22 protein-coding genes and 1 other annotated feature are annotated in these 24,559 nt (G+C 45.0%); of the genes, 19 read left to right on the top strand and 3 right to left on the bottom strand.

The features are described from left to right. Positions 1–74 precede the first annotated feature (74 nt). Positions 75–1,628, top strand: coding sequence for an ABC transporter permease (locus ISALK_RS06060; protein WP_236660283.1), 1,554 nt, complete (start codon positions 75–77; stop codon positions 1,626–1,628). A gap of 16 nt (positions 1,629–1,644) precedes the next feature. Then, entirely contained in the window at positions 1,645–2,700 is a 1,056-nt protein-coding gene (locus ISALK_RS06055) for an ABC transporter ATP-binding protein (protein ID WP_160720173.1), read from the top strand. A gap of 27 nt (positions 2,701–2,727) precedes the next feature. Here the strand turns inward: ISALK_RS06055 and ISALK_RS06050 are convergent, their stop codons facing one another. Next, positions 2,728–3,396 carry a metal-dependent hydrolase gene (locus tag ISALK_RS06050; protein WP_160720171.1) on the bottom strand — a complete coding sequence of 223 codons (669 nt, stop codon included), beginning with the start codon at positions 3,394–3,396 and terminating at the stop codon, positions 2,728–2,730. 261 nt (positions 3,397–3,657) lie between these two features. Here ISALK_RS06050 and ISALK_RS06045 point away from each other — a divergent pair, with 261 nt between their 5' ends. Continuing rightward, entirely contained in the window at positions 3,658–4,554 is an 897-nt protein-coding gene (locus ISALK_RS06045; protein WP_160720169.1) for an FMN-binding protein, read from the top strand. 171 nt (positions 4,555–4,725) lie between these two features. On the opposite strand, the gene nhaC is transcribed toward ISALK_RS06045, so the two are convergent. Continuing rightward, positions 4,726–6,132, bottom strand: coding sequence for a Na+/H+ antiporter NhaC (nhaC, locus tag ISALK_RS06040; RefSeq protein ID WP_160720167.1), 1,407 nt, complete (start codon positions 6,130–6,132; stop codon positions 4,726–4,728). A gap of 356 nt (positions 6,133–6,488) precedes the next feature. Between nhaC and ISALK_RS15525 the strand changes: the two genes are divergently transcribed. From ISALK_RS15525 to ISALK_RS05995, 9 genes are all read left to right on the top strand, one after another. Then, the gene (locus ISALK_RS15525) at positions 6,489–6,779 is read left to right on the top strand and encodes an iron-sulfur cluster biosynthesis family protein (protein ID WP_332925425.1); all 291 of its coding nucleotides are present in this window, start codon (positions 6,489–6,491) and stop codon (positions 6,777–6,779) included. 184 nt (positions 6,780–6,963) lie between these two features. After that, complete coding sequence (locus ISALK_RS06030) at positions 6,964–7,230, top strand: Veg family protein (protein WP_160720163.1); 267 nt, start codon at positions 6,964–6,966, stop codon at positions 7,228–7,230. A gap of 349 nt (positions 7,231–7,579) precedes the next feature. Next, entirely contained in the window at positions 7,580–8,809 is a 1,230-nt protein-coding gene (gene arcA / locus ISALK_RS06025; RefSeq protein WP_371723624.1) for an arginine deiminase, read from the top strand. An 82-nt stretch (positions 8,810–8,891) separates the two neighbouring features. After that, positions 8,892–9,887, top strand: a complete 996-nt coding sequence (gene argF / locus ISALK_RS06020; RefSeq protein WP_160720161.1) for an ornithine carbamoyltransferase — start codon at positions 8,892–8,894, stop codon at positions 9,885–9,887. A 78-nt stretch (positions 9,888–9,965) separates the two neighbouring features. Then, a complete protein-coding gene (gene arcC / locus ISALK_RS06015) occupies positions 9,966–10,928 on the top strand; it encodes a carbamate kinase (RefSeq protein ID WP_160720159.1) in 963 nt (320 codons plus the stop codon). Positions 10,929–11,074: 146 nt separating this feature from the next. Further along, entirely contained in the window at positions 11,075–11,935 is an 861-nt protein-coding gene (gene ispE, locus ISALK_RS06010) for a 4-(cytidine 5'-diphospho)-2-C-methyl-D-erythritol kinase (RefSeq protein ID WP_160720157.1), read from the top strand. Positions 11,936–12,005: 70 nt separating this feature from the next. Further along, complete coding sequence (locus tag ISALK_RS06005) at positions 12,006–13,115, top strand: D-alanine--D-alanine ligase family protein (protein ID WP_160720155.1); 1,110 nt, start codon at positions 12,006–12,008, stop codon at positions 13,113–13,115. A 21-nt stretch (positions 13,116–13,136) separates the two neighbouring features. Beyond that, positions 13,137–13,562 carry a YwiB family protein gene (locus ISALK_RS06000; protein WP_160720153.1) on the top strand — a complete coding sequence of 142 codons (426 nt, stop codon included), beginning with the start codon at positions 13,137–13,139 and terminating at the stop codon, positions 13,560–13,562. 13 nt (positions 13,563–13,575) lie between these two features. After that, positions 13,576–14,748 (top strand): mechanosensitive ion channel family protein, encoded by a 1,173-nt coding sequence (locus ISALK_RS05995; protein WP_160720151.1) that lies wholly within the window; start codon positions 13,576–13,578, stop codon positions 14,746–14,748. Between the two features lie 164 nt (positions 14,749–14,912). Here the strand turns inward: ISALK_RS05995 and ISALK_RS05990 are convergent, their stop codons facing one another. Continuing rightward, positions 14,913–15,668, bottom strand: a complete 756-nt coding sequence (locus tag ISALK_RS05990) for a peptidylprolyl isomerase (RefSeq protein ID WP_160720149.1) — start codon at positions 15,666–15,668, stop codon at positions 14,913–14,915. Between the two features lie 203 nt (positions 15,669–15,871). On the opposite strand from ISALK_RS05990, the gene liaF reads away from it, so the two are divergent. The 7 genes from liaF to gcvH all read left to right on the top strand — a co-directional run bounded on the left by liaF (position 15,872) and on the right by gcvH (position 24,559). Beyond that, positions 15,872–16,879 carry a cell wall-active antibiotics response protein LiaF gene (liaF, locus tag ISALK_RS05985; RefSeq protein ID WP_160720147.1) on the top strand — a complete coding sequence of 336 codons (1,008 nt, stop codon included), beginning with the start codon at positions 15,872–15,874 and terminating at the stop codon, positions 16,877–16,879. A 1-nt stretch (position 16,880) separates the two neighbouring features. Continuing rightward, positions 16,881–18,041, top strand: a complete 1,161-nt coding sequence (locus tag ISALK_RS05980) for a sensor histidine kinase (protein WP_160720145.1) — start codon at positions 16,881–16,883, stop codon at positions 18,039–18,041. A 17-nt stretch (positions 18,042–18,058) separates the two neighbouring features. After that, complete coding sequence (locus tag ISALK_RS05975; protein ID WP_306770702.1) at positions 18,059–18,715, top strand: response regulator; 657 nt, start codon at positions 18,059–18,061, stop codon at positions 18,713–18,715. Between the two features lie 423 nt (positions 18,716–19,138). Beyond that, a complete protein-coding gene (locus tag ISALK_RS05970; RefSeq protein ID WP_160720141.1) occupies positions 19,139–21,217 on the top strand; it encodes a putative bifunctional diguanylate cyclase/phosphodiesterase in 2,079 nt (692 codons plus the stop codon). 100 nt (positions 21,218–21,317) lie between these two features. After that, positions 21,318–21,570: a binding site (T-box leader), on the top strand. A gap of 138 nt (positions 21,571–21,708) precedes the next feature. Then, positions 21,709–22,728: an aspartate--ammonia ligase gene (asnA, locus tag ISALK_RS05965; RefSeq protein WP_160720139.1), complete on the top strand. Its 1,020-nt coding sequence runs from the start codon at positions 21,709–21,711 to the stop codon at positions 22,726–22,728. A gap of 276 nt (positions 22,729–23,004) precedes the next feature. Then, positions 23,005–24,096 carry a glycine cleavage system aminomethyltransferase GcvT gene (gcvT, locus tag ISALK_RS05960; protein WP_160720137.1) on the top strand — a complete coding sequence of 364 codons (1,092 nt, stop codon included), beginning with the start codon at positions 23,005–23,007 and terminating at the stop codon, positions 24,094–24,096. A 91-nt stretch (positions 24,097–24,187) separates the two neighbouring features. Then, positions 24,188–24,559, top strand: coding sequence for a glycine cleavage system protein GcvH (gene gcvH / locus ISALK_RS05955; protein WP_160720135.1), 372 nt, complete (start codon positions 24,188–24,190; stop codon positions 24,557–24,559).

Genomic DNA, 24,559 nt, shown 5'->3' with positions numbered 1-24,559 from the left:
AAAAAAGCATGAAAAATGGGAAGAAGCCTCAAAGACTTACTTTGTTAGGCTTTTTCCCCGTTAGGAGAGGACTTATGAAGGGAAGAAAATTCGGTTCATTATTGGGACGGGTACCTCCGAACCCCTATTTAACCATCATCAGTATATTTGTGGCACTTTTTATGAGCATTCCCATTATTTATGTGGGATTCAGGGGGATTTTCGCAGGAAGGGAGCGGTGGCTACGACTGTTGGACGGTCGGATTCCTCAACTGTTAGTGAATACCCTGGGACTTACCGTGGTGGTGGTGTTTTTTGCTACGGTGATCGGTGTCGGCCTTGCGGTGGCTGTTACCCGATGTAATATACCCGGAAGAAAAATTTTCTCCTGGGTATTGGTGCTGCCCTTAATCATCCCGCCCTACGTGGGGGCGGTTACCTATGTAATGATCTTCGGGCCCGCGGGACCCTTGGGAGATTGGTTTCAAATCTACTCCTTTTGGGGCGTGGCCTTTGTACTCACCATTTTCACCTATCCCTATGTGTTCCTGGTGGTCCGATCCGCTTTAAAACGGATGAACCGGAATCTGGAAGAGGCGGGAAGATCCTTGGGACTGAATAATTTAGGGGTGTTTTTAAAGGTTAATCTCCCCCTCCTTCGGCCCTCCATCGGAGCGGGCGGGATTTTAGTTGCCCTCTATGTATTATCGGACTTCGGTGCGATTTCCATGCTGCGCTATAATACTTTTACCTCTGCAATTTACTATCAAATGGGAGGCTACGACAATGTCTCCGCAACGATTTTAAGTCTGGTGTTGATTATCCTCACCGTGGGGGTTTTATGGCTGGAGGCGAAGGTGGGGCGGAAGAAAGTCTACTTTCAGGCGGACAGTTCCTACCGTACCCTGGAGATTTTGGATATCGGAAAATGGCGTTATCCCATTCTGGCGGTGATCCTTGTAATCATCGGCGTGACCATTGTGTTGCCTATCGGAGTGCTCCTTTACTGGTCGGCCATCGGTCTGTCCCAGGGCGCTCTGGAGGGAGGCTTCTGGGGTTACCTGGGGAACAGTCTTCAGGTCTCCTTGCTTGCCGCAGGGTTTTCCATGGTATTGGCCTTTCCCATCGTTTATTTAAAATCCCGGTATCCGTCGAAGTTCACTACGATTTTGCAACGATTAAGCTACTCCGGGTATGCCCTGCCGGGAGTGATTGTGGCCCTGGGGATCATTTTTTTCTTCAACCAATATATTCCCGTGCTCTACGGTAGCTCCTTTGTGATTGTGATTGCCTACCTGATTCGGTTTTTACCCCAGTCCATGCAGTCCAGCAGCGCCTCTTTGGAAATGATCCCTCCGAAAATTGATGAAGCGGCGAGGAATCTGGGAGAACCTTTCTGGAAAGTGATCTTTAAGGTGATCCTTCCCCTGATGCTTCCGGGGCTCTTCGCAGGAGGGGCTCTGGTTTTTGTCAGTTCCATGAAGGAACTGCCGGCAACGCTGCTGCTTCGACCACCGAATTTCGACACTTTGGCGGTCCGGGTTTGGGTGGAGGCCAGTGAGGCGGTCTACCATATGGCGGCCCCGGCGGCCCTGATCATTATTATCGTATCAATTATACCGATCAAGTTTTTATTGGATAAATATTAAAGTAGAGGTGGATAACATGGAGACGGCCATTGAATTAAAAGGGATTAGCAAGACTTATAAAGGAGAAGCTCGGGCGGCGGTGTGTGACGTCAGTTTAAAAGTGAAGCGGGGAAGTATCATCACCTTGCTGGGACCCAGCGGCTGCGGAAAGACCACGACCCTGCGCTTGATTGCCGGATTTGAACGTCCGGAATCCGGAGAAATCAACATCGGAGGGAAACTCATGGCGGGGGATAACACCTGGGTTTCCCCGGAAAAAAGAAAGATCGGCATGGTTTTTCAGGATTATGCCCTGTTTCCCCATTTAAACGTGGAAGAAAACATCGGCTTTGGCTATCGGGGAAAGGATAAAAAACAGCGGGTACAAGAGGTGCTGGAGATGGTAAACCTTCAGGGTTTTGAAAACAAAGGGGTCCATCACCTATCCGGGGGACAGCAGCAACGGGTGGCCCTTGCCCGGGCCCTGGCAAAAAGACCGGAGGTGGTTCTTCTGGATGAACCCTTCAGTAATTTGGATACCAATCTTAAGCAAACCATGCGTAACGAAGTCAAAAGAATATTAAAGAAGGCCAATGCCACGGGGATTTTGGTCAGCCACGATCAAAAGGACGCCCTGGCCATATCCGATGAAATCGTCGTGATGAAAGACGGAATCATTCAGCAAAAGGGAAGTCCGAAAAAGATCTATCAGTTCCCGAGGAATGCCTTTGTTGCCGGATTTGTAGGGGAATCCAATATGATGGAGGGTGTTGTGGAGCCGGGGAAACGATGGATCGCCACGGACATCGGAAGAATTCCCTGTAATCAGTACCATATCCTTACCGAGGGGGAGGAAGTACTGTTATCCCTGCGTCCCAGCGGTTTTGAAATTGCCGAGGAGGGGGACATCAAAGGAGTTGTGGAGTCCCTTAGCTATGTGGGGGAGTACTTGGAAGCCAGGGTTGCCGTCGTCAATCAGAAAAAGAAAAAGATCTCCCTGCTGGTCTATCTCCATCCCAATGAGATTCTCAAGCAGGGAGATCCGTTGAACCTTCGGGTTTCCCCGAATTTTGTGTCTGTGGTGAAAAGCTAGGAGAGGGACTTGAGGATCCTAAACCATCTAAAACTGAAAGCTTTCCCCCGGGGCCAAGATTTTCCCTAGGGCTTTTTCCATGCCTTCAACAAAGGTATTTGGAGAGGCTTCGATTACGGGAAAAGTATTGTAATGCATAGGAATTGCGATTTTCGGTTCGATAAAATCCACGGCCCGAAGGGCATCCTCCACGTCCATGGTAAAGTTGCCTCCGATGGGCAGTAAGGCTACATCCACTTCCTCCACTCTCAACAGCTGCATATCATAGGTGAGCCCGGTGTCCCCGGCATGATAGAGCTTCTTTCCCTCATTTTCGATTAAGAAACCTCCGGGATTGCCGCCGTTGATCACCCCTTTATCGGTTTGGATGCCGGAACCGTGCAGGGCGGGAGTCATTTTTACTTTCCCAAAGGGAAAGGCGGTGCGTCCCCCGATATGCATGGGGTGGCATTCCACATCGAAGGTGGAAAGGTAGATACAGATTTCATGATTGGCCACCACGGTGGCTCCCGACTTTTTGGCCAGTTCCACGGTACTTCCCAGATGGTCGCCGTGACCATGGGTAAGGAAAATATAGTTTAACTCTTCAACGTTGAAATCCTGGTGCAGATCCTCTTCCAAAAAAGGATCGATCAAGGCCTTTAAGTTTTTTCCCTCCACATAAAACGCGGAATGTCCTAAGAATTGAATTTTCATCGATATTCCTCCTTTAATATTTTTCAATCCACCGGTTACATCGGTCCTTATTTTCATTTATATCAAAAATTCTCTTGATTAATCATAAAATTCCCGATTCATTTCGGTTTCCTGGTGAGCCTTGATGTAGGCCTTAGGGATCAATAAGCATTACTAAACGATAATCATTGTATTTTGTGTTTAAAAATTAACTAAGCTGTGTTATAATATGTACAGATGAGAATATAAGACTAAATAATAAATAGGGAAAGGGATGAAAAAATGGATAAAAAGCAGATCATTGCAACCATAGCTATGGTACTGATTGCCGTAGTTGCACTTCTTGGATATGACGCCCTAAGAGAGGACGTCACGGCGGGAGCACAAAGTTATGAAGTTACAGCGGAAGGCTATGGCGGCGCGGTGCGCCTAGAAGTATTCATCAGCGACGAAGAAATCGTTGAGATTGAAGTATTAGAGCAAAACGAGACCGAGGGTCTCGGAGATGACGCCATATTTGAAGTCATCGAAAGGATCATTGAAAACAACTCCACAGAGGTGGAAGTCGTGAGTGGTGCCACCATATCTTCCGATGCGGCGATTACAGCCGTGGAAAATGCCCTGGCGGAGGCCGGTTTAGTTGCCGGTGAAGCTTATAACGTAGTAGCCCAAGGCTACGGTGGAGATATAGAACTGGAAGTAATTATTGCCGACGGAGAAATTGCCGCCGTTAATATCATCGAGCATAGCGAGACGGAAGGCTTAGGCGATGAAGGCATGGAAGAGACCGTGGCAACCATAATCGAAGAACAGTCCGTAGATGTAGATACCGTATCGGGAGCTACAGAGTCCAGCGAAGCAGTGATCTCCGGTGTGAAGGAAGCCCTGGAGGATGCAGGGGTGGAACTTGGCGGAGAAGCTTATGAACAACAAGGTACCCTGGGTACCGGCAGCGGTTACGGTGGAGAGATTATCCTGGATGTAGTTACCGACGGAGAAGAGATTCTAGACATTGTTGTTGTAGAGGAAAGCGAAACCGGAGGTCTTGGAGATATAGCCATCGATGAAATTATTGAATCGGTGCTTGAAGCCCAATCCACAGAGGTGGATTCGGTATCCGGTGCTACGGAGTCCAGTGAAGGAGCCCTAGAAGCCATTGAGGACGCCCTGGATCAGTAATAACTCCGGAGGGATCCCCCTGATGTATTAAAGAAGAAAAAAACGAAGAAAAACGAAGACAGATTGAATTTAGAAACAAGAGCGTAAAAAAAACCCCGATGGATAGCATCCAACGGGGGTTTTTTTACGCTTTATGATCAAACAAAGGGTCAATCTGTCTTACTAAAAGAGTTAGCCTTTGATCGCTTCCGGATCTTCCTCTTCCAGTTTTCGGATCTTAAATCCTGTGTAACCGAGGATCACGTTGACCACCGGTACCAATAGGTTAAAGAAAGTGTAGGGCAGGTAGGTGAAGGGATGAACGCCCAGCATTTGCCACATATAGGCCCCACAGGTGTTCCATGGAATAAAGGGGGAGGTTACGGTACCGCCGCCCTCTAGGGCTCGGGATAGGACCATCGGAGACAGGTTCTTATCCTTATAGGTGTCTTTAAACATTCTTCCCGGTACCACGATGGCCAGGTACTGGTCACCGGATAACAGGTTAATGGCGATACAGGAAAGAATGGTCGCCAGGATCAAGGATCCCGTGGTTTTTGCCACCGTCAGAATGGTATCGCCTACGGCACTGAGCATTCCCGTGCTTTCCAGGACGCCACCCAGGGACAGGGCGATGATAATCAGGGATACGGTCCACATCATGCCGTCGAGACCGCCACCGGAAACCAGGTCGTCTACGATTTCCACGCCGGTGTCAATGCCGAAGCCGTAATGGGCGGCATCAATGATCTCCCCAAGGCCCGCTCCTTGGAAAATGAAGGCGAAGAGTCCGCCCAAGAAGGTTCCCGCCAACAGTCCCGGAATCGCCGGAACCTTAAAGATGACAATCACAATAACCAGTAAAGGCGGGATGGCCAGTAATGGGGATAAATTAAAGTTATCCGACAACGCATTTAAAATCGCATTGATTCGATCGGTATCAATTTCCCCTCCGGCATAACCGGCACCCATCACACCGAAAATAATAAGGGCGATGATGTAGGCGGGCCCGGTGGTCCAGAACATGTACTTGATATGACTAAAGAGTTCGCCGCCGGCCATGGCCGGGGCTAAGTTTGTGGTATCCGATAGGGGAGACATCTTATCTCCGAAATAGGAACCGGATACAATGGCTCCGGCTACGATTCCCACAGGGATGCCAAGGCCCTGGCCTACTCCCATCAGGGCTACCCCGATGGTGGCTACCGTGGTCCAGGAGCTTCCTACGGAAATGGAAACGATGGAACAGATCAGTAACGTGGCAATTAAGAAAATTCCCGGGGATAGTATTTGCAGTCCGTAGTAAATCAGTGTGGGAACCGTACCGCTCAGCAGCCAGGTTCCAACTAAGGTACCGATAATCATAAGAATAACAATGGCCTGCATGGCAAGCTTAATGCCGTCCACAATACTGCCTTCCACCTCCTCCCAGGTGTAATTCAGGGCAAAAATCGCCACCGCAGCAGCAACAATGACCCCTAAGAGCAGTGGGATGTGGGGATCGGCTCCGAGAAATACAATGCCCACCAATAGAAATACAATTAAAGAAACAATAGGGATTAGGGCGTGACCAATATTCGCTTTTTTCTTTTCTTTCATAGACTTACCTCCTTATAACATTTATTTGGGTAAATAGTTTTACTTGTTTATCCATACCCCCTTATCGACATTTTAAAAGTAAAAGTGAATTTTTCACTGTACTTTATATTATCATACTATAGTACTAAGAATATTTCAACAAATTTGAATATTTCCGCAAACCTTTCTTATATAAACTTTTCAAATCAAAGGGAAGCCCTGGATCTTTGAGAAAGTAGACAGTTCCCTGTTTTTCAAAAGGGTAGAAAGGGTATAATAATAAAAAGGCCGGAAAGGATAGGGTTTGACTTTTCTTTACTGAGGCTTTATAATAAAAGAAACCCCCTTGGTGGGGGGATCGAAAAAGGAGGATCATAATGGATATAAAACTTACGGAAAATGCAAAAAGCGAACTGAAAAACCAAAATGCCGAGAATAAAGACTTAAGAATCTTTGTACAGGGTGTTGGCTGAGGCGGCCCAACTTTTGGAATGACTCTGGATGAGTCAAAAGAGGACGATAACATCAAGGAAGTGGAAGGTTATCGATTTGTCGTGGAAAAAGAGCTGGACCGACAAATAGACGGCGTTACCGTGGACTATAAAAACGGTATGTTAAGAAAAGGTTTTGTGGTTTACATGTCTGCCGGCGGTGGCGGCGGCTGCTAAGATAAAAAATTCGAATACAGTGATTTTTTTGACCCAAAATAATTTGGGTCTTTTTTTTTATAATTCATTTGACAAATCGACGGTATCGATGTAGAATATTAAGTTTAATTGTTTGACAAAACCCATAATATATGTTAGAATATGAATGTAAATATGCGTTAATCATTTGAAAGAAGGTGATTCTTTGGCGAACGGTAATACGTTAGATCAAATCAGAAAGAACATTACAGGCTACATCGGCCAGAAAGTTACGCTTAAGGCGGATAAAGGCCGGAAGAAAGTGATGGTGAAAGAAGGCGTATTAGAGAACACCTATCCGAGTATTTTTGTCGTTAAAATCGAAGGAGAATTTGACGCAGACAGAAGAATTTGCTACAGTTATTCGGATGTATTGACTTCCACAGTGGAACTGACATTCAGCACTCAACAAGACCCGATTGAGGTTAATTAATCTATACCACCTATTTTTGACAATAGGTGGTTTTTTCTTTGAAAAATATATTTACAAAATTCTAAATTATTAATATAAATGTAAAATCATTTTTATTCATTATAGTTAAAAATGAAAAAGAGGGAGGCCCTAGCCTAGAGTAAAAAAAAATTATGCCTCGGAGGAGGATGCAAAAAAATACAAATCTTGCATAAAACCTTGAAAAAGCTATAAAAATAGCCACTTGATTTATGCATAGATGAAATATATACTGTAACTACGAAGGAAAAGCATCGACGTTCAAAAGAGATCCGAAAGGCAAGGCTCTGTGATACCAAGTTAAAATCCTATAAGAGAAAGGGGCTTTACTGTGACAAATTCAAAAGGTTTTTTACATGTGACCTCAGAAATTGGTAAATTAAAAGCGGTTATGCTTCACCGACCGGGAAAAGAATTGGAAAGGCTGACTCCGGCCTACTTAGAAGAGCTTTTGTTTGATGACATCCCCTGGTTATACCAAATGCAAAAAGAGCACGATGCCTTTGCGAAAGTTATGGAAGATCGGGGAACGAAGGTTTATTATTATGAAAAACTTTTGGAAGAAGTGCTGGAAGAAGAGGACGTAGCGAAAAAATTTATTGATGAACTAATTGAAATTACAGGGGAAGACAATGATCGGATCAATGAAGAAATTCGACAGTTCCTAGGGGGAAAAACAGCGGAAGAGCTGGTGGAAATCGCAATATCCGGTTTGTTAAAATCGGATCTGGATGCCGGTCTGGAAAAAAGAAGCCTCGGGGACTATATTCAACGGGATTATCCCTTTTACATCAATCCCATTCCGAATCTGTACTTTACCCGGGATCCCGGAGCGGTAATCGGAGACGGTTTAAGCATCAGCAAGATGAACACTCCCGCAAGAGACCGGGAAACCATGTTTTTGCAATATGTCTATGAATATCATCCCTTAATCAAGAAAGAGAAGACCCCGCTTTGGTATGACTATAAAGAAAAAAGCAGCATCGAAGGGGGGGACGTTTTAGTCCTCAGTGATGAAGTGGTGGCCATCGGAGTAAGTGAACGGACCTCCGCAAGGGCCGTGGAAATCATTGCCCAGCGGCTGTTCGATAAAGCTCCGGTGAAAAAGGTGCTTGCGATACAAATCCCCTTTACCCGGGCTTATATGCACTTGGATACGGTGTTTACCATGGTGGACCATGATAAATTCACGATTTATCCGGGGATTGAAAAGGCGGTAAAGGCTTATGAAATCACCCCGGGGAAACAGGGACTTCTAGTAAAGGAAAAGGCCAGTTTGCAACAAGCGCTCCAAGACGTACTAAAACTTCCTTCTGTAAATCTTATACAAAGCGGGGGAGGAGATCCGATTACGGCGGCTCGGGAACAGTGGAACGACAGTACCAATACCCTTGCCATTGCGCCGGGAGTGGTGGTGACCTATAACCGAAACGAGGCCTCCAATAAAACCCTTAGAAGCCATGGAATCGAAGTAGTGGAGATTGAAGGTTCTGAACTTGTTAGAGGCCGCGGTGGACCAAGATGCATGTCCATGCCTTTAGTAAGAGAGGACTTAAAATAATACAAGCCAGTAAAGCAACCCAAAAGTAAAGTGTAAAGCAAAGTGTGAAGAAAAAACTAAAAAACTCAAGGAGGAATGAACCATGCCAGTAAACTTAAAAGGAAGAAATTTTGTAACTTTGAAAGACTTCACCCCGGAGGAGATTCAATACCTACTGGATCTATCCAAGGACCTTAAGGCGAAAAAACGAACGGGAAGCAAAGAGAAGGCATTGGACGGGAAAAATGTGGTGTTGTTGTTTCAAAAATCCTCCACAAGAACCCGTTGCGCTTTCGAAGTAGCGGCCTTGGACGAAGGGGCCCATGTAACCTTCCTGGGCTCCAGTGATTCCCAAATGGGCAAGAAGGAATCCTTAGAGGATACGGCGAAAGTACTGGGACGTTTCTATGACGGCATGGAGTTTAGAGGGTTTAAGCAGGAAACCGTGGACATTTTAGCAAAGCATGCAGGCATTCCTGTTTGGAACGGGTTGACCGATTTGTATCACCCCACCCAAATCCTGGCGGACTTATTGACGATTTCCGAGCATGTGGATAAGCCTTTAAATAAAGTGAAGTTTGCCTTCCTGGGAGACGCACGGAACAACATGGGGAACTCGTTGATGATCGGTGCAGCGAAAATGGGAATGGACTTTAGAGCCGTAGCCCCGAAGGAGCTGTTCCCTGGAGAAGAGCTGGTCGGTGAAATGAAGGAACTGGCCAAGGAAACCGGCGGCAAGATCACCATTACCGATGACGTTGCTGAAGGCGTGAAAGATGCGGATGTGATTTATACCGATGTATGGGTTTCCATGGGAGAAGAGGATCAGTTTGAAGAGCGGATCAAACTTTTAAAGGACTATCAGGTAAACATGGATATGGTTCGAAAGGCAGGAAACGACAATTTGATTTTCATGCACTGCTTACCGGCTTTTCATGATCTGGAGACCGATGTGGGAAAAGAAATTCACGAGAAGTTCGGTCTGAAGGAAATGGAAGTCACCGACGAAGTATTCCGTTCTAAGCATTCCGTTGTATTTGATGAGGCGGAGAACCGAATGCATACCATCAAAGCGGTCATGGTTGCCACCATGGGCTAGCACCATGGGCTGGGCAAACCGATCAACATTCGTTAAATCGAGAAGGGAGGGAGCTGACAGTATTGTCAGCGATCATATATGGTTAACAAAAACAGCAGAATTGTTATTGCACTAGGAGGGAACGCCCTGCAGGCAGACCCGAAGGATACCACCGCAAAGGCCCAAATCCAAACCGCAAAGGATACGGCGAAACCCATTGTGGATTTGATTCAGGACGGCCATGAGGTAATTATCGCTCACGGAAACGGTCCTCAGGTAGGACAGATTGTGGCGACCTATGAAACCGCCACCGCTGCCAATAAAGATTTGCCCATCATGCCTTTTCCCGAGTGCGGGGCCATGTCTCAAGGATACATCGGTTATCACTTGCAGCAGGCCATTCGGGAAGAAATGGTTCAAAGAGAGTTGAAAAAAGAAGTGGGCACCGTGGTAACTCAAGTAGTCGTGGACGAAAAGGACCCCGGCTTTCAGAATCCCACAAAGCCCGTAGGCTCTTTCTTCAATGAAGAAGAGGCCAAAAACCTGGAAAAGGAAATGGGCTTTGTTATGAAAGAGGACTCGGGAAGAGGATACCGAAGGGTGGTGGCCTCTCCTGAGCCCGTGGACGTGGTGGAAGCCCCTATGGTTCGAACCCTTGTGGATAACGGACATGTGGTAATTACCGTTGGCGGCGGCGGTGTGCCGGTGCTCGACCGGGGCAACGGGGTTTTAGAAGGAGTGCCCGCGGTAATTGATAAGGATTTTGCATCGGAAAAAGTCGCGGAAATTCTTGATGCGGATATGTTAATTATCCTAACGGCGGTGGAGAAAGTGGCCATCAACTTTGGAACTCCCGAGGAGAAAGAGTTGTCGGAGATCACCATTGGGGAAGCGAAAAAATACATGGAGGAAGGACATTTTGCTCCAGGTTCCATGCTGCCGAAGGTAAAGGCGGCACTGAAGTTCGTGGAGTCGAAACCGGGACGAAAAACTTTGATTACCTCCTTGGAAAAAGCGAAGGATGCCATTGAAGGAAAAACCGGAACCACCATTGTAAACTAGAAAAATTCCAAAACCAGGATGATTTTCAGATAAAGAAACTCTCTTCTGCTTCTACAGAAGGGAGTTTTTTTAGATTTTTTTTTACAAGTTTCCGGTTTTAAGATATAATAAACATCAAACTCATGAAACGATGGAGGCTTTGGAAGATGGAGAAAATAAGGATCAAAACCTATGGGAAAATTAATCTATATCTGGAGGTTATTAAAAAGCGGGAAGACGGATACCACGACCTCCAAATGGTTATGCAAAGCATCGGTCTTTACGATGAAGTAAGTCTACAGAAAAAAGAAAGGGATGAAATCACCTTATATACTAACTCCCCCTACATACCCACGGATGAAGGGAATATCGCCGTACAGGCGGCGAAGTTGATGAAGGAAGAATTTCAAATTGATCAAGGGGTGGAAATTTCCATTACAAAAAATATCCCTGTAGCCGCCGGACTCGCCGGGGGCAGTGCCAATGCGGCAGGGGTTTTAAAGGGCTTGAATGAACTGTGGGAACTTAAGCTAAGGGATGAAAAACTTCGGGAGCTGGGCCTTCGCTTAGGGGCGGATGTCCCCTTCGTCTTGATGGAAGGGGCCGCCGTGGCGGAGGGGATCGGAGAGCGGCTGACCCCTATTGAAGGCCTCAAAAACACTTGGCTGGTACTGTGTAAGCCCGGCATCTCCATATCCACTCCCGAGGTATATAAAGCGTTGGATCTGGAAGCCCTTGAGAGAAGACCTTTACCCCCGGGGTTTTTAAGCGCCATTGAAAAAAGGGATCTGAGAACCCTCAGTAAAACTATGTATAATGCGTTGGAAAGCGTAACCGCGAAAAAACACGGAGTGATTGAGGATATCAAAAAAAAGATGATGCAGTACAATGCCATTGGAGCTATGATGACCGGTAGCGGGCCTACGGTGTTCGGTATTTTTAAAGACCAGGACCGGGCAAAAAAAGCGGCCAGGAACCTGAGGAAGTATCATCATCAAACCTATGTGGTCAATACCTATAACAAATAGTAATTCCGTACAGAAGATTGTTTCCGGAAGATAAAAGGAAATACTGTACATGGAAAGGAAGGAAAAATCGTTGAAAAAAAACATTTTGGTAGTTTTAGGAGGACAGTCGGGAGAGCATGAGGTCTCCCTGATGTCGGCCTTATCAGTACTGAAGGCCGTCGATGAAAAAAAATATGGAATCGTTCCCGTGGGAATATCCAAACAGGGAACCTGGAAGTTTTTTGATGAACCCCTAAATACCCTAAGGGAGAAAAGCTGGCAGGAACTGCGGGATTATCTGGAAAAAGAAGAGGAGCAGGATCTTTCCCTTCGCACCAATACCCAAAAAGATCCCAAGGGGCAGCTGGTGTTATGGAATCAACACCGTAAAGAAGCCATTGACCTGGTATTTCCCGTGCTTCACGGCCCCTTGGGGGAAGACGGCACCATTCAAGGGATGTGTGAGATGTTAAATGTGCCCTATGTGGGGGCGGGGGTACTGGCCTCTTCCGTAGCGATGGATAAGGCGATGACCAAAAACATCGTAAGCACCCTGGGGATTCTTCAGGCGGAGTATCACCTGGTTTTAAAAGAGGAGTATCAGAAAAATGAGAAGGAAAGAGAAAGGCAGAAACAGCTTATTGAAAAGCGCTTTTCCTATCCCGTGTTTATCAAACCCGCAAATCTGGGTTCCAGTGTGGGAATCACCAAAGCTCATAATGCTCAGGAGCTGTTGGAGGGCATCGATTTAGCTCTGAGTTTTGACCGGAAGGTTTTGGTGGAAGAATTCATCGATGCCCGGGAAATTGAATGCGGCATACTGGGGAATTACAGTCCGAAAGCCTCCCTCCCCTCGGAAATCATCCCCCATAATGAGTTTTATGATTACCGGGACAAATATTTTGACGGAAAAAGTCAGTTTGTGATTCCCGCAAAGCTCACCAAGGAACAGCGGGAGAAAATTCAAGACCAGGGAAAAAGGATTTTTAAGGCCATGGGCTGCACGGGCCTGGCCCGTATTGATTTTTTTGTGGAAAAAACCACGGGAGCGATCTATTTTAATGAAATCAATACCATGCCCGGTTTTACCAAGATCAGTATGTACCCTAAAATGTGGGAAGCCACGGGGATTGCCTATGAAGCCCTGATCGAAGAGTTGATCGAACTGGGATTTCGCCGCTTTCATAAAAATGAAGGATAAAGCATAGAAAGGAAAGATGAAATGAAACAGCAGGTACAAGTAAAGATCATCGGTACACAAAAAGATGCTCAGGGTGAGGAGAACGTTATAGAACTGGTCACCGAAGGTACTTTTTTTAAGAAAAACGGAAAGTATTATGTAATTTATGAAGAAACGGAACTGTCAGGCATGGAGGGTTCTACCACCACCTTGAAAATTGATGGTGAGGACCGGGTCAATATCCGTCGTTTCGGCAGTGCCAAGGCGGATATGATTTTTGAAAAAGGGAAGACCTACTCTACAGGCTACGAAACGCCCTACGGTCTTGTGGAGATGAATATTACCACCCACCGGATATCGGTTTCCGTCAAAGAGGATGTGCCGGAAATATTTCTAAAAATCCAGTACCGAATTAAAGTGATGGGAAGCGAAGACACCATGAATATTTTGGATATTTCTATTTCTTAAAGGGGGGGAGCCTATGTCATTCGAAATCGGAGAAATCAGTTTTGATCTCAGCGTAGTTCAGGAATATTCCCACTGGATCTATGCCCTGGGGATCTTTCTTATTGTCAGTGGCCTTCGAAAACCCATCAGCGTATATACGATGAAAATTATGCTGGGGCTAACTGCGAAGACTAAGACGGACTTTGATCGTAAAATGGTAAAATCCTTTGAAGGTCCTTTTCGATTTCTCCTGGGCTTTTTAGGGATATACATCGCACTGAGACTATTGAATCTTCCGGAGAATATAAATGTTGTAATACTCAGGATTTTCCGCTCGATTTTTATTATCGCCATTGCCCGGGGATTTATGAATTTATTCAATAAAACCTCCGGGATACTGGAAAATCTCGCCAAACGTTTTTCCGTGGAAGTGAATGATATTCTAATCCAGTTTATCGCCAAGGGAATCCGGGTCATTATTATTGCCTTAACCATAAGCATTGTGGTCCAGGAATGGGGGTATAATGTAAACAGTTTTGTGGCGGGTCTCGGGATCGGGGGCTTAGCCTTTGCTCTGGCAGCTCAGGATACCTTAGCCAACCTTTTCGGCGGTATGGTGATTACCCTGGACAAACCCTTCACCTTGGAGGATTGGATTGAGACCCCCTCGGTGGAAGGGGTGGTGGAGGAAATTACTTTTCGAAGCACCCGGGTTCGAACCTTTGCCCAGGCCCTGGTACATGTGCCCAATGCCACCATCGTAAAAGAGCCGATCACCAATTGGAGCCGAATGGGAAAAAGACGAATCATGTTTACGCTCGGGGTAATGTACTCCACTCCCCGGGGAAAATTGGAAGGGTGTACCCGGTTGATCGAGGAACTGCTTATTAACCATGAGGAAATCGATAATGAATTTATTGTGGTACGCTTTAATGAATTTAATAACAGTAGTCTGGATATTTTTATCTACTGCTTTGCCCTAACCACCCAGTGGGGGGAATTTTTAAGAATTCAAGAGGATATCAACTTTAAAACCATGGACATTCTGGAAAAAGAGGGGGTATCCGTGGCCTTTCCTTCCCGGAGCATTTATTTTGAAAATCAAATCCAAAAAGAAGTTTCCGGATCAAAATGCACCGGAAAAAAAGAAAAAGAAAACGGGGATGGCATGGATGAAGACGTTGTAGGGGGAAGAGGGCAGGCGTAACAACACCATGATATTTTGAAAATAGCAGGTATAAAGAATAACAGGTATAAAGAATAACAGGTATAAAGAATAACAGGTATAAAAAATAACAGGTATAAAAAATAACAGGTATAAAAAAACCCTCCAGGCGGAGGGTTTTTTAAGTGACAGGATGAAGCCGTAAATTACAGGTTCATCTCTACGTTGAACTGCTCTTTGTATTCGTTAACTTTCTCGGTATAAAGAGCTTGTTGTTTTTGCATTAAGAGGTTTTGCATTAACTGTCCCTTTACTTCTTCGAAGGATTTTACCGAGGCTTCGGTCTTTTCCTCCACTTTAATTAAGTGAACACCAAACTGGGTTTTAACCGGAGCACTGATGGTTCCTTCCTCCATGTTAAAAGCCGCTTCTTCAAATTCCGGCACCATTTTTCCTTTAGGGAAAGCACCGAGGTCGCCGCCCTGTTCTTTAGAGGGGCACTTGGAGTTTTCCTTAGCCGCATCTTCAAAGCTGATGTTGCCGGCGTCGATGTCGCTTTTCACCTGGGCTAGGGCTTCTTCATCATCCATAAGAATGTGCTTGCAGGCCACTTTTTCCGGCTCTTGGAATTGGTCTTTGTTGCTTTCGTAGAATACTTCCGCCTCTTCCGGCTTTACTTCCGCATCTTTGATGGTTTTGTTGATGGCGTACTGCTTTAGGAAGTTATCCTTGATTTTTTCCAGCTCCTGTTGGAATTCCTCGTCTTTTTCCAGGTTATTTTCCTTGGCTTTTAAGAAAAACAGCTCTTGGTTTACCAGTTCCTCCACTAGGGTTTTTTTGCCTTCTTCCGATTGAAACTGCATGGCTCGTTGGGGATCTAAAGACCCTAATAAGGCATCCACATCCTGTTGGGTGATTTCCCGTCCTTCCACCACGGCTAATACTTTGTTTTCTGTAGTCATAAAAGTAAACGCTCCTTTATATTTATATTCTTAGCCATCATAACAAAAAAACCCCCGTATGTCCAATTTTTGAAGCGTTTTTCAAGGTTTTTCCCTTCCCTCCGTCTTAAGGCGGAGAAAAAAACCGCCTCAAGGTTCTTGGAGGAAAAAAGAATATACCGTATACTGAATGTACAAACAAAGGAAAGAAAGGAGTGGTGATCATGAAGACAAATATAGGCAGACCTTTTATCGGAATCCTGTTAATCACCCTGGGGGTTTTATATCTGCTGACGAATATCGGGGTGATTCCCCTGGGCCTTCGTGAAGTGCTATCAAATTACTGGCCGGCAGTTATTATTCTCTGGGCAGGCTATCGGTTGGTGGAAGGCTTCTTTTTAAAAACCACAGGAAAGCATAAATTCAATCGAATTTATTGGTCTCTGGGATTTATCATTATCGGCGGGGTGCTCTTGGAGAATCGGGTTAATTATGTTACCACGGAAAGCATAGGATTATGGAGCATCCTGTTTTCCATAGTGATTATCTATGCGGGGCTAAGCATTGTGTTCTTTAAGTCCAATAGTATGGAGATTCGCTTTGATGGAAAGGAAGCGGGGGGAAAATGCCATAAGACGGCTAAAGAGCAGCCGGAAGGCTTTGCAGGGGCCTTTGAAGAGGAAAGGGAAGAGGATCATCCGGGAGATGAGAAGGCCGGGTATTCCAAGGATGAAATAAAAGAGCGGATCAAACAGAAACAGCAGGCAAAAAAAGAAAAATTTCAACAAAAAAATAAGAAGGATCGGAAGAATTATGGGTATAAATTCGATAAAGACCGTTTTCATTTCGTAGGAGAAATCCGTCTGGGAGACCAGCCCTGGGCACTGGAAAACAGCAGCTACAGTTTAGGGGTGGGAGAGGTCTATATGGACCTTACAACAGCTCTTTTGGAAGAAGGGGTAACCTATATAAACCTCTCCGGTTGGGTGGGGAGCGTACAAATCGTTGTTCCCGAGGACCTGGCCATCGATGTATCCGCGGATGTGAATATTGGAAGCGTGGAGATTTTCGGCGAAGAACAGGAGTTTTCAAGACATCATAAAAACCGGCGCTCCGGGGTATCCTCTAATTTGCTGTGTTATCGAAGTGAAGACTATGATGAGGCATTAAAAAAGGTTCGAATCAACGCATCGGTAAATATCGGAGAGGTTTCCGTAAAAAAGGTGGGATAAGATGAAATTCTTAAAAAATGTTTTTGTACGTACCACAGAAGGTAAAAGCGTACAATTTGACATTGTAAAGAAGTTTTGGATCAGCGGACTGATCACCGTCATATTTTCCATACTGGGGATGCTGATTCTTAGCCTGCTGCTTACGGAGGGGATGAGCAACAACTACTTGGAAGAGAATCTGGGCATTACCTTTTTATCCCGGGAGTACTACCGCTTATTATTTATTATGGCAATCATCGGTTTTTTTGCCGCCCTTGGGGCCACCATCGTTATCGGACTGCCAGTGGGAAGAACCCTTCGGACATTGCTTCATGTTATTCGGGATGCTAATGAAAAACTTTCCCGGGGAAAACTGGATTACCGCCTCAGGATTCGAGGCTACATTGAGCTGGAAGAGATCAGCAACCAGTTTAATCGCATGGCCCAGCGAACGGAAAAACAGGTAGAATCTTTGCAGCGCTTGATCAATGAAAATAATGAACTGTTGGCAGGGGCAGAGGAAGCCGCCTCCTCCGAGGAGCGCAGGAAAATTGCCAGAGAGCTTCACGATGCCATCAGTCAGCAGCTCTTTGCCATAAATACCACCGTGGCCGCCATTCCGAAATTAATGGACAAGCGTCCCGAAGAGGCTAAAAAATATTTTAAAATGATCGAGAAAATGGTCTCCATGGCTCAGCAGGAACTGCGGGCACTAATTATGCACCTTCGTCCGGTGAGTTTGGAGGAAGACTGTTTAAAAGAAGGGATTGAAAAGCTTCTTGACGAATTGGATGGGAAACATGAAAATATCGAAATTTATCAGGAGCTCCACAATATTGAGGGGCTGGCTCCGGGATTGGAAAACAATATTTTTCGGGTTAGCCAGGAGGCCATCTCCAATATTCTTCGTCACTCCAAGGCTACAAAGTTTTCGTTGAAGCTGTTTCAAAAGGAAAAAGTGCTCACCTTGATTATTGAGGATAACGGCGTAGGCATCAAAGATTCCGACGATAAAAAATCATCTTATGGAATGGCCACCATGCGGGAGCGCATTGAAGAACTGGGGGGCCGCTTTGATGTGATTTCCTTCCCGGAGAAAGGAACAAGAGTTGAGGTACGGGTGCCCATCGGGCTGCAAAGTACATTTAAGAAAACCGTAAATCGGTCACCGGTTAAAAAATAATGATAGGAGGGTTTAATTTGGAAAAAAAAATCAAAGTAATGCTTGTGGACGACCATGAGATGGTACGGATGGGCCTTGGGGCATACATATCCACCGATGAAGCCATTGAAATCGTAGGGGAAGCGGGAAGCGGTAAAGAAGGGGTGGAAATGGCCATTGAACGAAAGCCTGAAGTTATCCTGATGGACCTGGTGATGGAGGGGATGAATGGTATTGAGGCAACCAAAGCCATCATGGAAGCCTTTGAGGAAAGAGGCTGGGAAGTTAAAATTATTGTCCTGACCAGTTTTATTGAAGAGGAAAAAGTTATGCCCGCCCTGGAGGCAGGAGCTTTCAGTTATCTACTGAAAACCACAAAGGCGGAGGATATTGTCCGGGCCATAAAAAAAGCCCATGAAGGGGAGTCGGTTCTGGAGGGGAAAGTTAGCCAGGTAATGCTCAACAGCAGCCGGAAAAAAGCGGAAAAACACGAAATTTTAACGGAAAGAGAGTTTGAAGTTCTGTTGGAACTGGGCAGAGGCAAAACCAACAAAGAAATTTCCGAAACCCTGTTTATCGGGATTAAAACCGTGAAAACCCATGTAAGCAATATTCTGTCCAAGTTGGAGCTGGAGGATCGAACAAAGGCCGCGGTATATGCAAATAAACACCATTTAGTGGATGAAAAAAAATAAATAGAAAAAACCCTTTACAAAGAACGAGCGTTCGTATATAATGGAAACATGAAGAACAAACGTTTGGATTCGCCGAGGATCTATAAAGGAGGGTGTGCCATGAAAGTTTTCGTATTTTCCGGAACCATAAAAGATTTAAAAGCCTATCTAAAGGAATGGAAGAAATAAGCCGAAAAACCCTGTACAGGGTTTTTTTCTTTTTTTGCATATTTTTGCCCTAGGAAGCAGGAAGGAATAAAACAAAAGAAGTTTTCTAAAATACCCTGTTTTTATCCCGGAACATTGGATATGTACTAAGGGAATGGGTTTATGCAAGGATGCTAAGATAATACCCGAATCTTTCCCATAGAGTCACTGTGGAGTCCGGGAATCAAGTAGAGGTTAAATAAAGGCAGGAATGCCTGAAAGTAAGGAAGTGAAAGCGTGGACAAGCAACAGCGATTTCAAGATACCAAGGAGGAGTTTTTTCAGGGCAGTGAAGTCTTGAGGAAAACAAACCGCTACTTTCCCCTGAAGGTGGCCGGGCTTTATTTGCTTATCGGTTTTCTTTGGATTGCTTTTTCCGACCAGGCAGTGGAAGGAATTTTAAGAAACCGAGAACAGATCGCAAGAGTACATACGCTAAAGGGCTGGTTTTACGTAGGGGTGACCGCTGTTTTGTTATACGGGTTAATTAAGGGGAATCAGAGGGGGATGAAAAACCTTTATGCCCGGCTGGTGAAAAATTACGAGGAACTGGAAACCCTTCATGAGGAGTTGATCTCCACCGAAGAGGATCTGGAAGAAAAATATAAAACCCTGGAGGAAAATCAAAAGAATCTTCGAGTGCTGAAGGAACGCTATCAACTGGCCTTAGAAGGATCCAAGGACGGGCTTTGGGATTGGAATGTTAAAACCGATCAGTTTCTTTTCACAAAACCGGAAGAATTACTGGGCTACAGGGACACGGAAGGGGTTCGACGACAGCGAGACTGGCTGAACTTGATCCACCCGGAAGATCATGACCGGGTAAAACGCCGTATGGATGAGTATTTACGTGGAGAAGCCCACAGTTATGAATCCGAGTACCGCATACGCAATCATAAAGGAAATTACCTATGGATATTGAGTAAGGGAAAAGGAATTTGGGACGGGGAGGGGCGTCCCCTGAGGGTGTGTGGTTCCCATACCAATATAACCGAGAAAAAAATTCAGGAAAAACGTATTGAAACCATGGCATATTACGACAGCACAACAAAGGTGCCGAACCGATTCTGGCTTGGAGAGTACCTGGAAGGTCAGCTTAAAACCGGCAGAAAAGAAGAAAAAGTAGCGGTTTTCTTAATTGATTTGGACAACTTTAAAAAGGTGAATGATATTTTGACCCATGAAATGGGAGATCAGTTTTTGATGGACATTGCCAAAAGACTGCAGAGCAAACTGAAGAAGGGAGAAATCCTGACACGGTTTGGTGGGGATGAATTTGTGGTGGTGAAAACCGGGGATCCCGATCAAAGGAGCATTCATGCAACGGGGAGTCGTATTCTGGATATCCTAAAGGAAAAAAGCACCGTAAAGGGCTATCAATTTTTAATTACGGGCAGTATCGGTATTGCGGTTTACCCTGAGCACGGGGGGGATAAGGATACCCTCTTGCAAAATGCGGATGCCGCCATGTATGAAGCAAAAAAAGGGGGGCGGGATCGAATACGCTTTTACACCCGGGAAGTGAACGAAAAAATCCGGGAAGACATCATCCTTGAAAGTGATCTTAGAAAGGCCCTGGAGGACAAGGAGTTTATCATACAGATCCAGCCCTTAGTACAAGTGACAACCGGTCGAATTATCGGAGGCGAGGCCTTGCTGCGTTGGAACCATAAAACAAAGGGGCGGATTTCCCCGGCAGAATTCATTTCCGTTGCCGAGGATACCGGAATCATTGTGCCCATCGGTGAAAGAGTATTCAAGGAGGTTTGTGACTTTACTAAAACCCTGATGAATCAAGGGATCCTCCCGGTGCCGGTTTCCGTAAATTTAGCTGTGCCCCAAATTTTACATAGTGGATTGCTGGACAGCATTCATAGTGTATTGAAGGAATCGGATTTGGAAAAGCCCCTCTTGGAGGTGGAGATCACGGAAAGCGTAATCATGAACAATCTGGATTATGCGGTGACGATTATGAACAATATACGGTCCATGGGAGTAAAAGTCGCTTTAGACGACTTTGGCACCGGTTATTCCTCCCTCAGTTACTTGAAAAATCTGCCCATCGATAAACTGAAAATTGATAAAAGTTTTATCGATGATATTGTGGCCAGTGATAGTGAGCAAGCCATTGTGAAATCCGTGATCGATATGGCAAAGAGTCTTGGGATTGAAACCGTGGCGGAGGGGATTGAAATGAAAGAACAATGGGAGATCCTTAGGAAGTACGGATGCGATGTGGGTCAGGGTTACTATATGTACCGGCCCATGGATTTAGAGGATTTTCGGGAGGTTCTGGAAAAGCAGATGAATGGGTAGTAATGGTGAGAAAAATTATACATAAAAATCTATTTTTATGCTTGACAGGGATTGAAGGAAGGATTATAATACTAATAATTTATAAACTGTAACAATAAATCTAAAGACGATGATGAGAAGAGTATATATTCATTGGATTTACAGAGAGCCGGGTGGGTGAGAGCCGGCATGAAAAGGATATTGAAAAACATCTCGGAGTCACTAACCAAAATGGAGGTTTCAGAGTAGGCTTAGTCGGATCCCCACCGTTATACGGGGAGCTCTATCGATATAGTTATCCGTAGAGATCATGAGTGGGCTTTTTTAAAGCCAATAAAGGTGGTACCGCGAAAATCAGACCTTTCGTCCTTTAAATTTTATTTAAGGGAGGGGAGGTTTTTTTATATAGAAATTTCATCCATGGCAGTAGGGTAAGGAAGACCGGGATGGAAAAAGTGGAAACTAATCATTGAAAGTAGGAAGAAAAATCAACAATAAAAGGAGCGAGTACAATGAATGGAGAAAAAAAACTGATACTGCCGGAGGGATATAAAACCCCTTTGGATATTCGAGAAACCGCTGTAGCGATAAAAAAAGTCAAGGATCATTTTGAACGACGATTAGCAATGGCTCTAAACTTAACAAGAGTTTCCGCCCCCCTATTTGTAAGCCCGGAAACAGGACTCAATGATAACTTAAACGGTATCGAGCGGCCGGTGGCCTTTGATGTAAAGGACTTAGGTCATGCCCCGGTGGAAATTGTCCACTCCCTGGCGAAGTGGAAACGAATGGCCTTGTACCGGTATGGTTTTCATCCCGGAGAGGGAATCTATACCGACATGAATGCCATTCGAAGAGACGAAGTCCTTGATAACACCCACTCGGTGTATGTGGATCAGTGGGATTGGGAACGAATTGTAACAAAGGAGGAACGGTCCAAGGAAACCCTTCGGGAAATGGTGGAAAAGCTGTACCGGGTGTTTAAAGATACGGAAAAACTTGTGACAGGGACCTATCCTGAACTAAGACCCACCCTGCCGGATGAAATCACTTTTATCACCGCCCAGGAGCTGGAAGACCGTTTCCCGAAACTAAGCCCGAAAGAGCGGGAAGATGCCATTACCAAAGAAAAGGGCGCCGTATTTTTGATGGAAATCGGAAAGAAACTACAAAGCGGAGAAAAACATGACGGCCGGGCCGCAGATTATGATGATTGGTCTTTAAACGGAGATATTCTGTTTTGGTTTGAACCATTACAAGGAGCCTTAGAGCTCACTTCCATGGGAATCCGAGTAGACGGTCAATCCTTGCTGAAGCAGCTGGAAGAAAAAGAGGAGACCTATAAAAAGGATTTGGAGTACCATCGTATGGTACTGGATAATACCCTTCCTCTGACGATTGGGGGGGGCATCGGACAGTCCCGGATCTGTATGTTTTTTCTTCAAAAAGCCCATATTGGAGAAGTTCAGGCAGGGATATGGCCAAAAGAGATGATTGAAACTTGCCACACCCATGGAATTCCCCTTTTATAAAAAATTAGCGAGATCATAAAAACCACCCTGAAGAACTTTGGGGTGGTTTTTTAAATGGAATAAGGGGATTTTTTTGCAGGAAGGGAGTTTGTAAATGTTTCACAAATTGTGCTTTAAAAAAATGGAAATAATAATAAGGCCTACAAAAGAATAACCAATCTTTAATAGTTATTTATTTAACAGTTGAATTATTCTGTCTATTGTACTATAATCACAATTATAGAAAGAGAAGTTGCGTCTGTCTATAAAGTATTTACCGAGAGGAGTGTAATAAACATGGAGAATGTAAAAAAGACCCCCCTTTATGAAGAACATCTAAACCTAGAGGGCAAAGTAGTGGATTTTCATGGCTGGGCACTTCCCATAGAATACGAAGGAATTTTACAGGAACATCAAGCCGTAAGAGAACGGGCGGGTTTATTTGATGTATCCCATATGGGAGAACTGCGGATCAAAGGTGATCAAGCCGAGGCCTTTGTACAGTACTTAATGACGAACGATATTACAACGATGGACGACGGACAGATTGTATACACCTTCATGTGTTATCCCCATGGAGGGGTGGTTGATGATTTATTAGTGTATAAATATGATCGGAAACATTATTATCTCGTAATAAACGCATCCAATGTAGATAAGGATTTTCAATGGATCCGGGATCAAAAGAAGGATTTTAAAGTAGAGGTCCAAAATGAATCCGATGAAGTGGCGGAAGTGGCCATACAAGGGCCGAAAGCCGAAGAAATACTACAAAAGCTCACGGATACCCCCTTAAAAGAGATCACTTTTTTCACTTTTAAAGAGGGCGTGAAAATCAGCGGGAAAGATTGCTTAGTCTCACGAACCGGCTATACCGGAGAGGATGGTTTTGAGGTATACATGAAGCCCGAGGATGCCCGGGAGATATGGCGGGACATTTTGCGTGTGGGAAAAGAGGAAGGCATTCAGCCGGCGGCCCTGGGAGCCCGGGACACTCTTCGGTTTGAAGCGGGATTGCCTCTTTACGGAAATGAACTGTCCAAGGACATTACCCCCCTGGAAGCCGGGTTCGGTTTTTTTGTAAAGTTCACCGAGGATGATTTCATCGGAAAAGAAGCCCTTCAAAAGCATAAGAAAGAAGGGGTCCAGCGAAAAATCGTAGGTTTTGAACTGATGAAAAAAGGCATTCCAAGGGAAGGTTATGAAGTGTATAAAGAGGGGCAAAAAATCGGGGTAGTGACCACCGGTTATCTTTCTCCCACCTTAGGGAAAAGCATCGGCCTTGCCTTAGTGGACGTTGAGCATGGGAAAATGGGAAAGACGATTCAAATTAAAGTACGGAAGCGGGAGATTGATGCCCAAATTATTTCGAAGAGATTTTTAAAATAAGGATTGAATTTCAAAGATTTGGATAAAAATACAGTACAGTGAGGTTCAAAAAGAACCGAAAAAATCAATAAAATCAAAGGGAGGAATTTAAATGAGTGAATTATTTTTTACGAAAAGACATGAATGGGTCAAGGTAGATGGGGAACAGGCAACTATCGGAATCAGTGATTATGCCCAGGAACAGTTAGGAGACATCGTATTTGTTGAGCTTCCTGAAGTGGATGAGGAAATTGAACAGGGAGATGAATTCGGGGTTGTGGAATCGGTTAAAGCGGCCTCAGACCTGTATATGCCCATCAGTGGAAAAATAGTGGAAATAAACGAGGAACTGGAAGACGCACCGGAGCTTGTGAACGAAGATGCTATGGGAAACTGGATGATCAAAGTGGAAGTCAGTAATAAAGAAGAGTTGGAAGACCTATTATCAGAAGATCAGTATAAAGATTTCTTAGAGGAGGAGTAA

The sequence above is a fragment of the Isachenkonia alkalipeptolytica genome, assembly GCF_009910325.1.
Classification (GTDB): Bacteria; Bacillota; Clostridia; order Peptostreptococcales; family T1SED10-28; genus Isachenkonia; species Isachenkonia alkalipeptolytica.
Note: the sequence above shows the minus strand (reverse complement) of the source record. Positions and strands in the feature narration are given on the sequence as shown.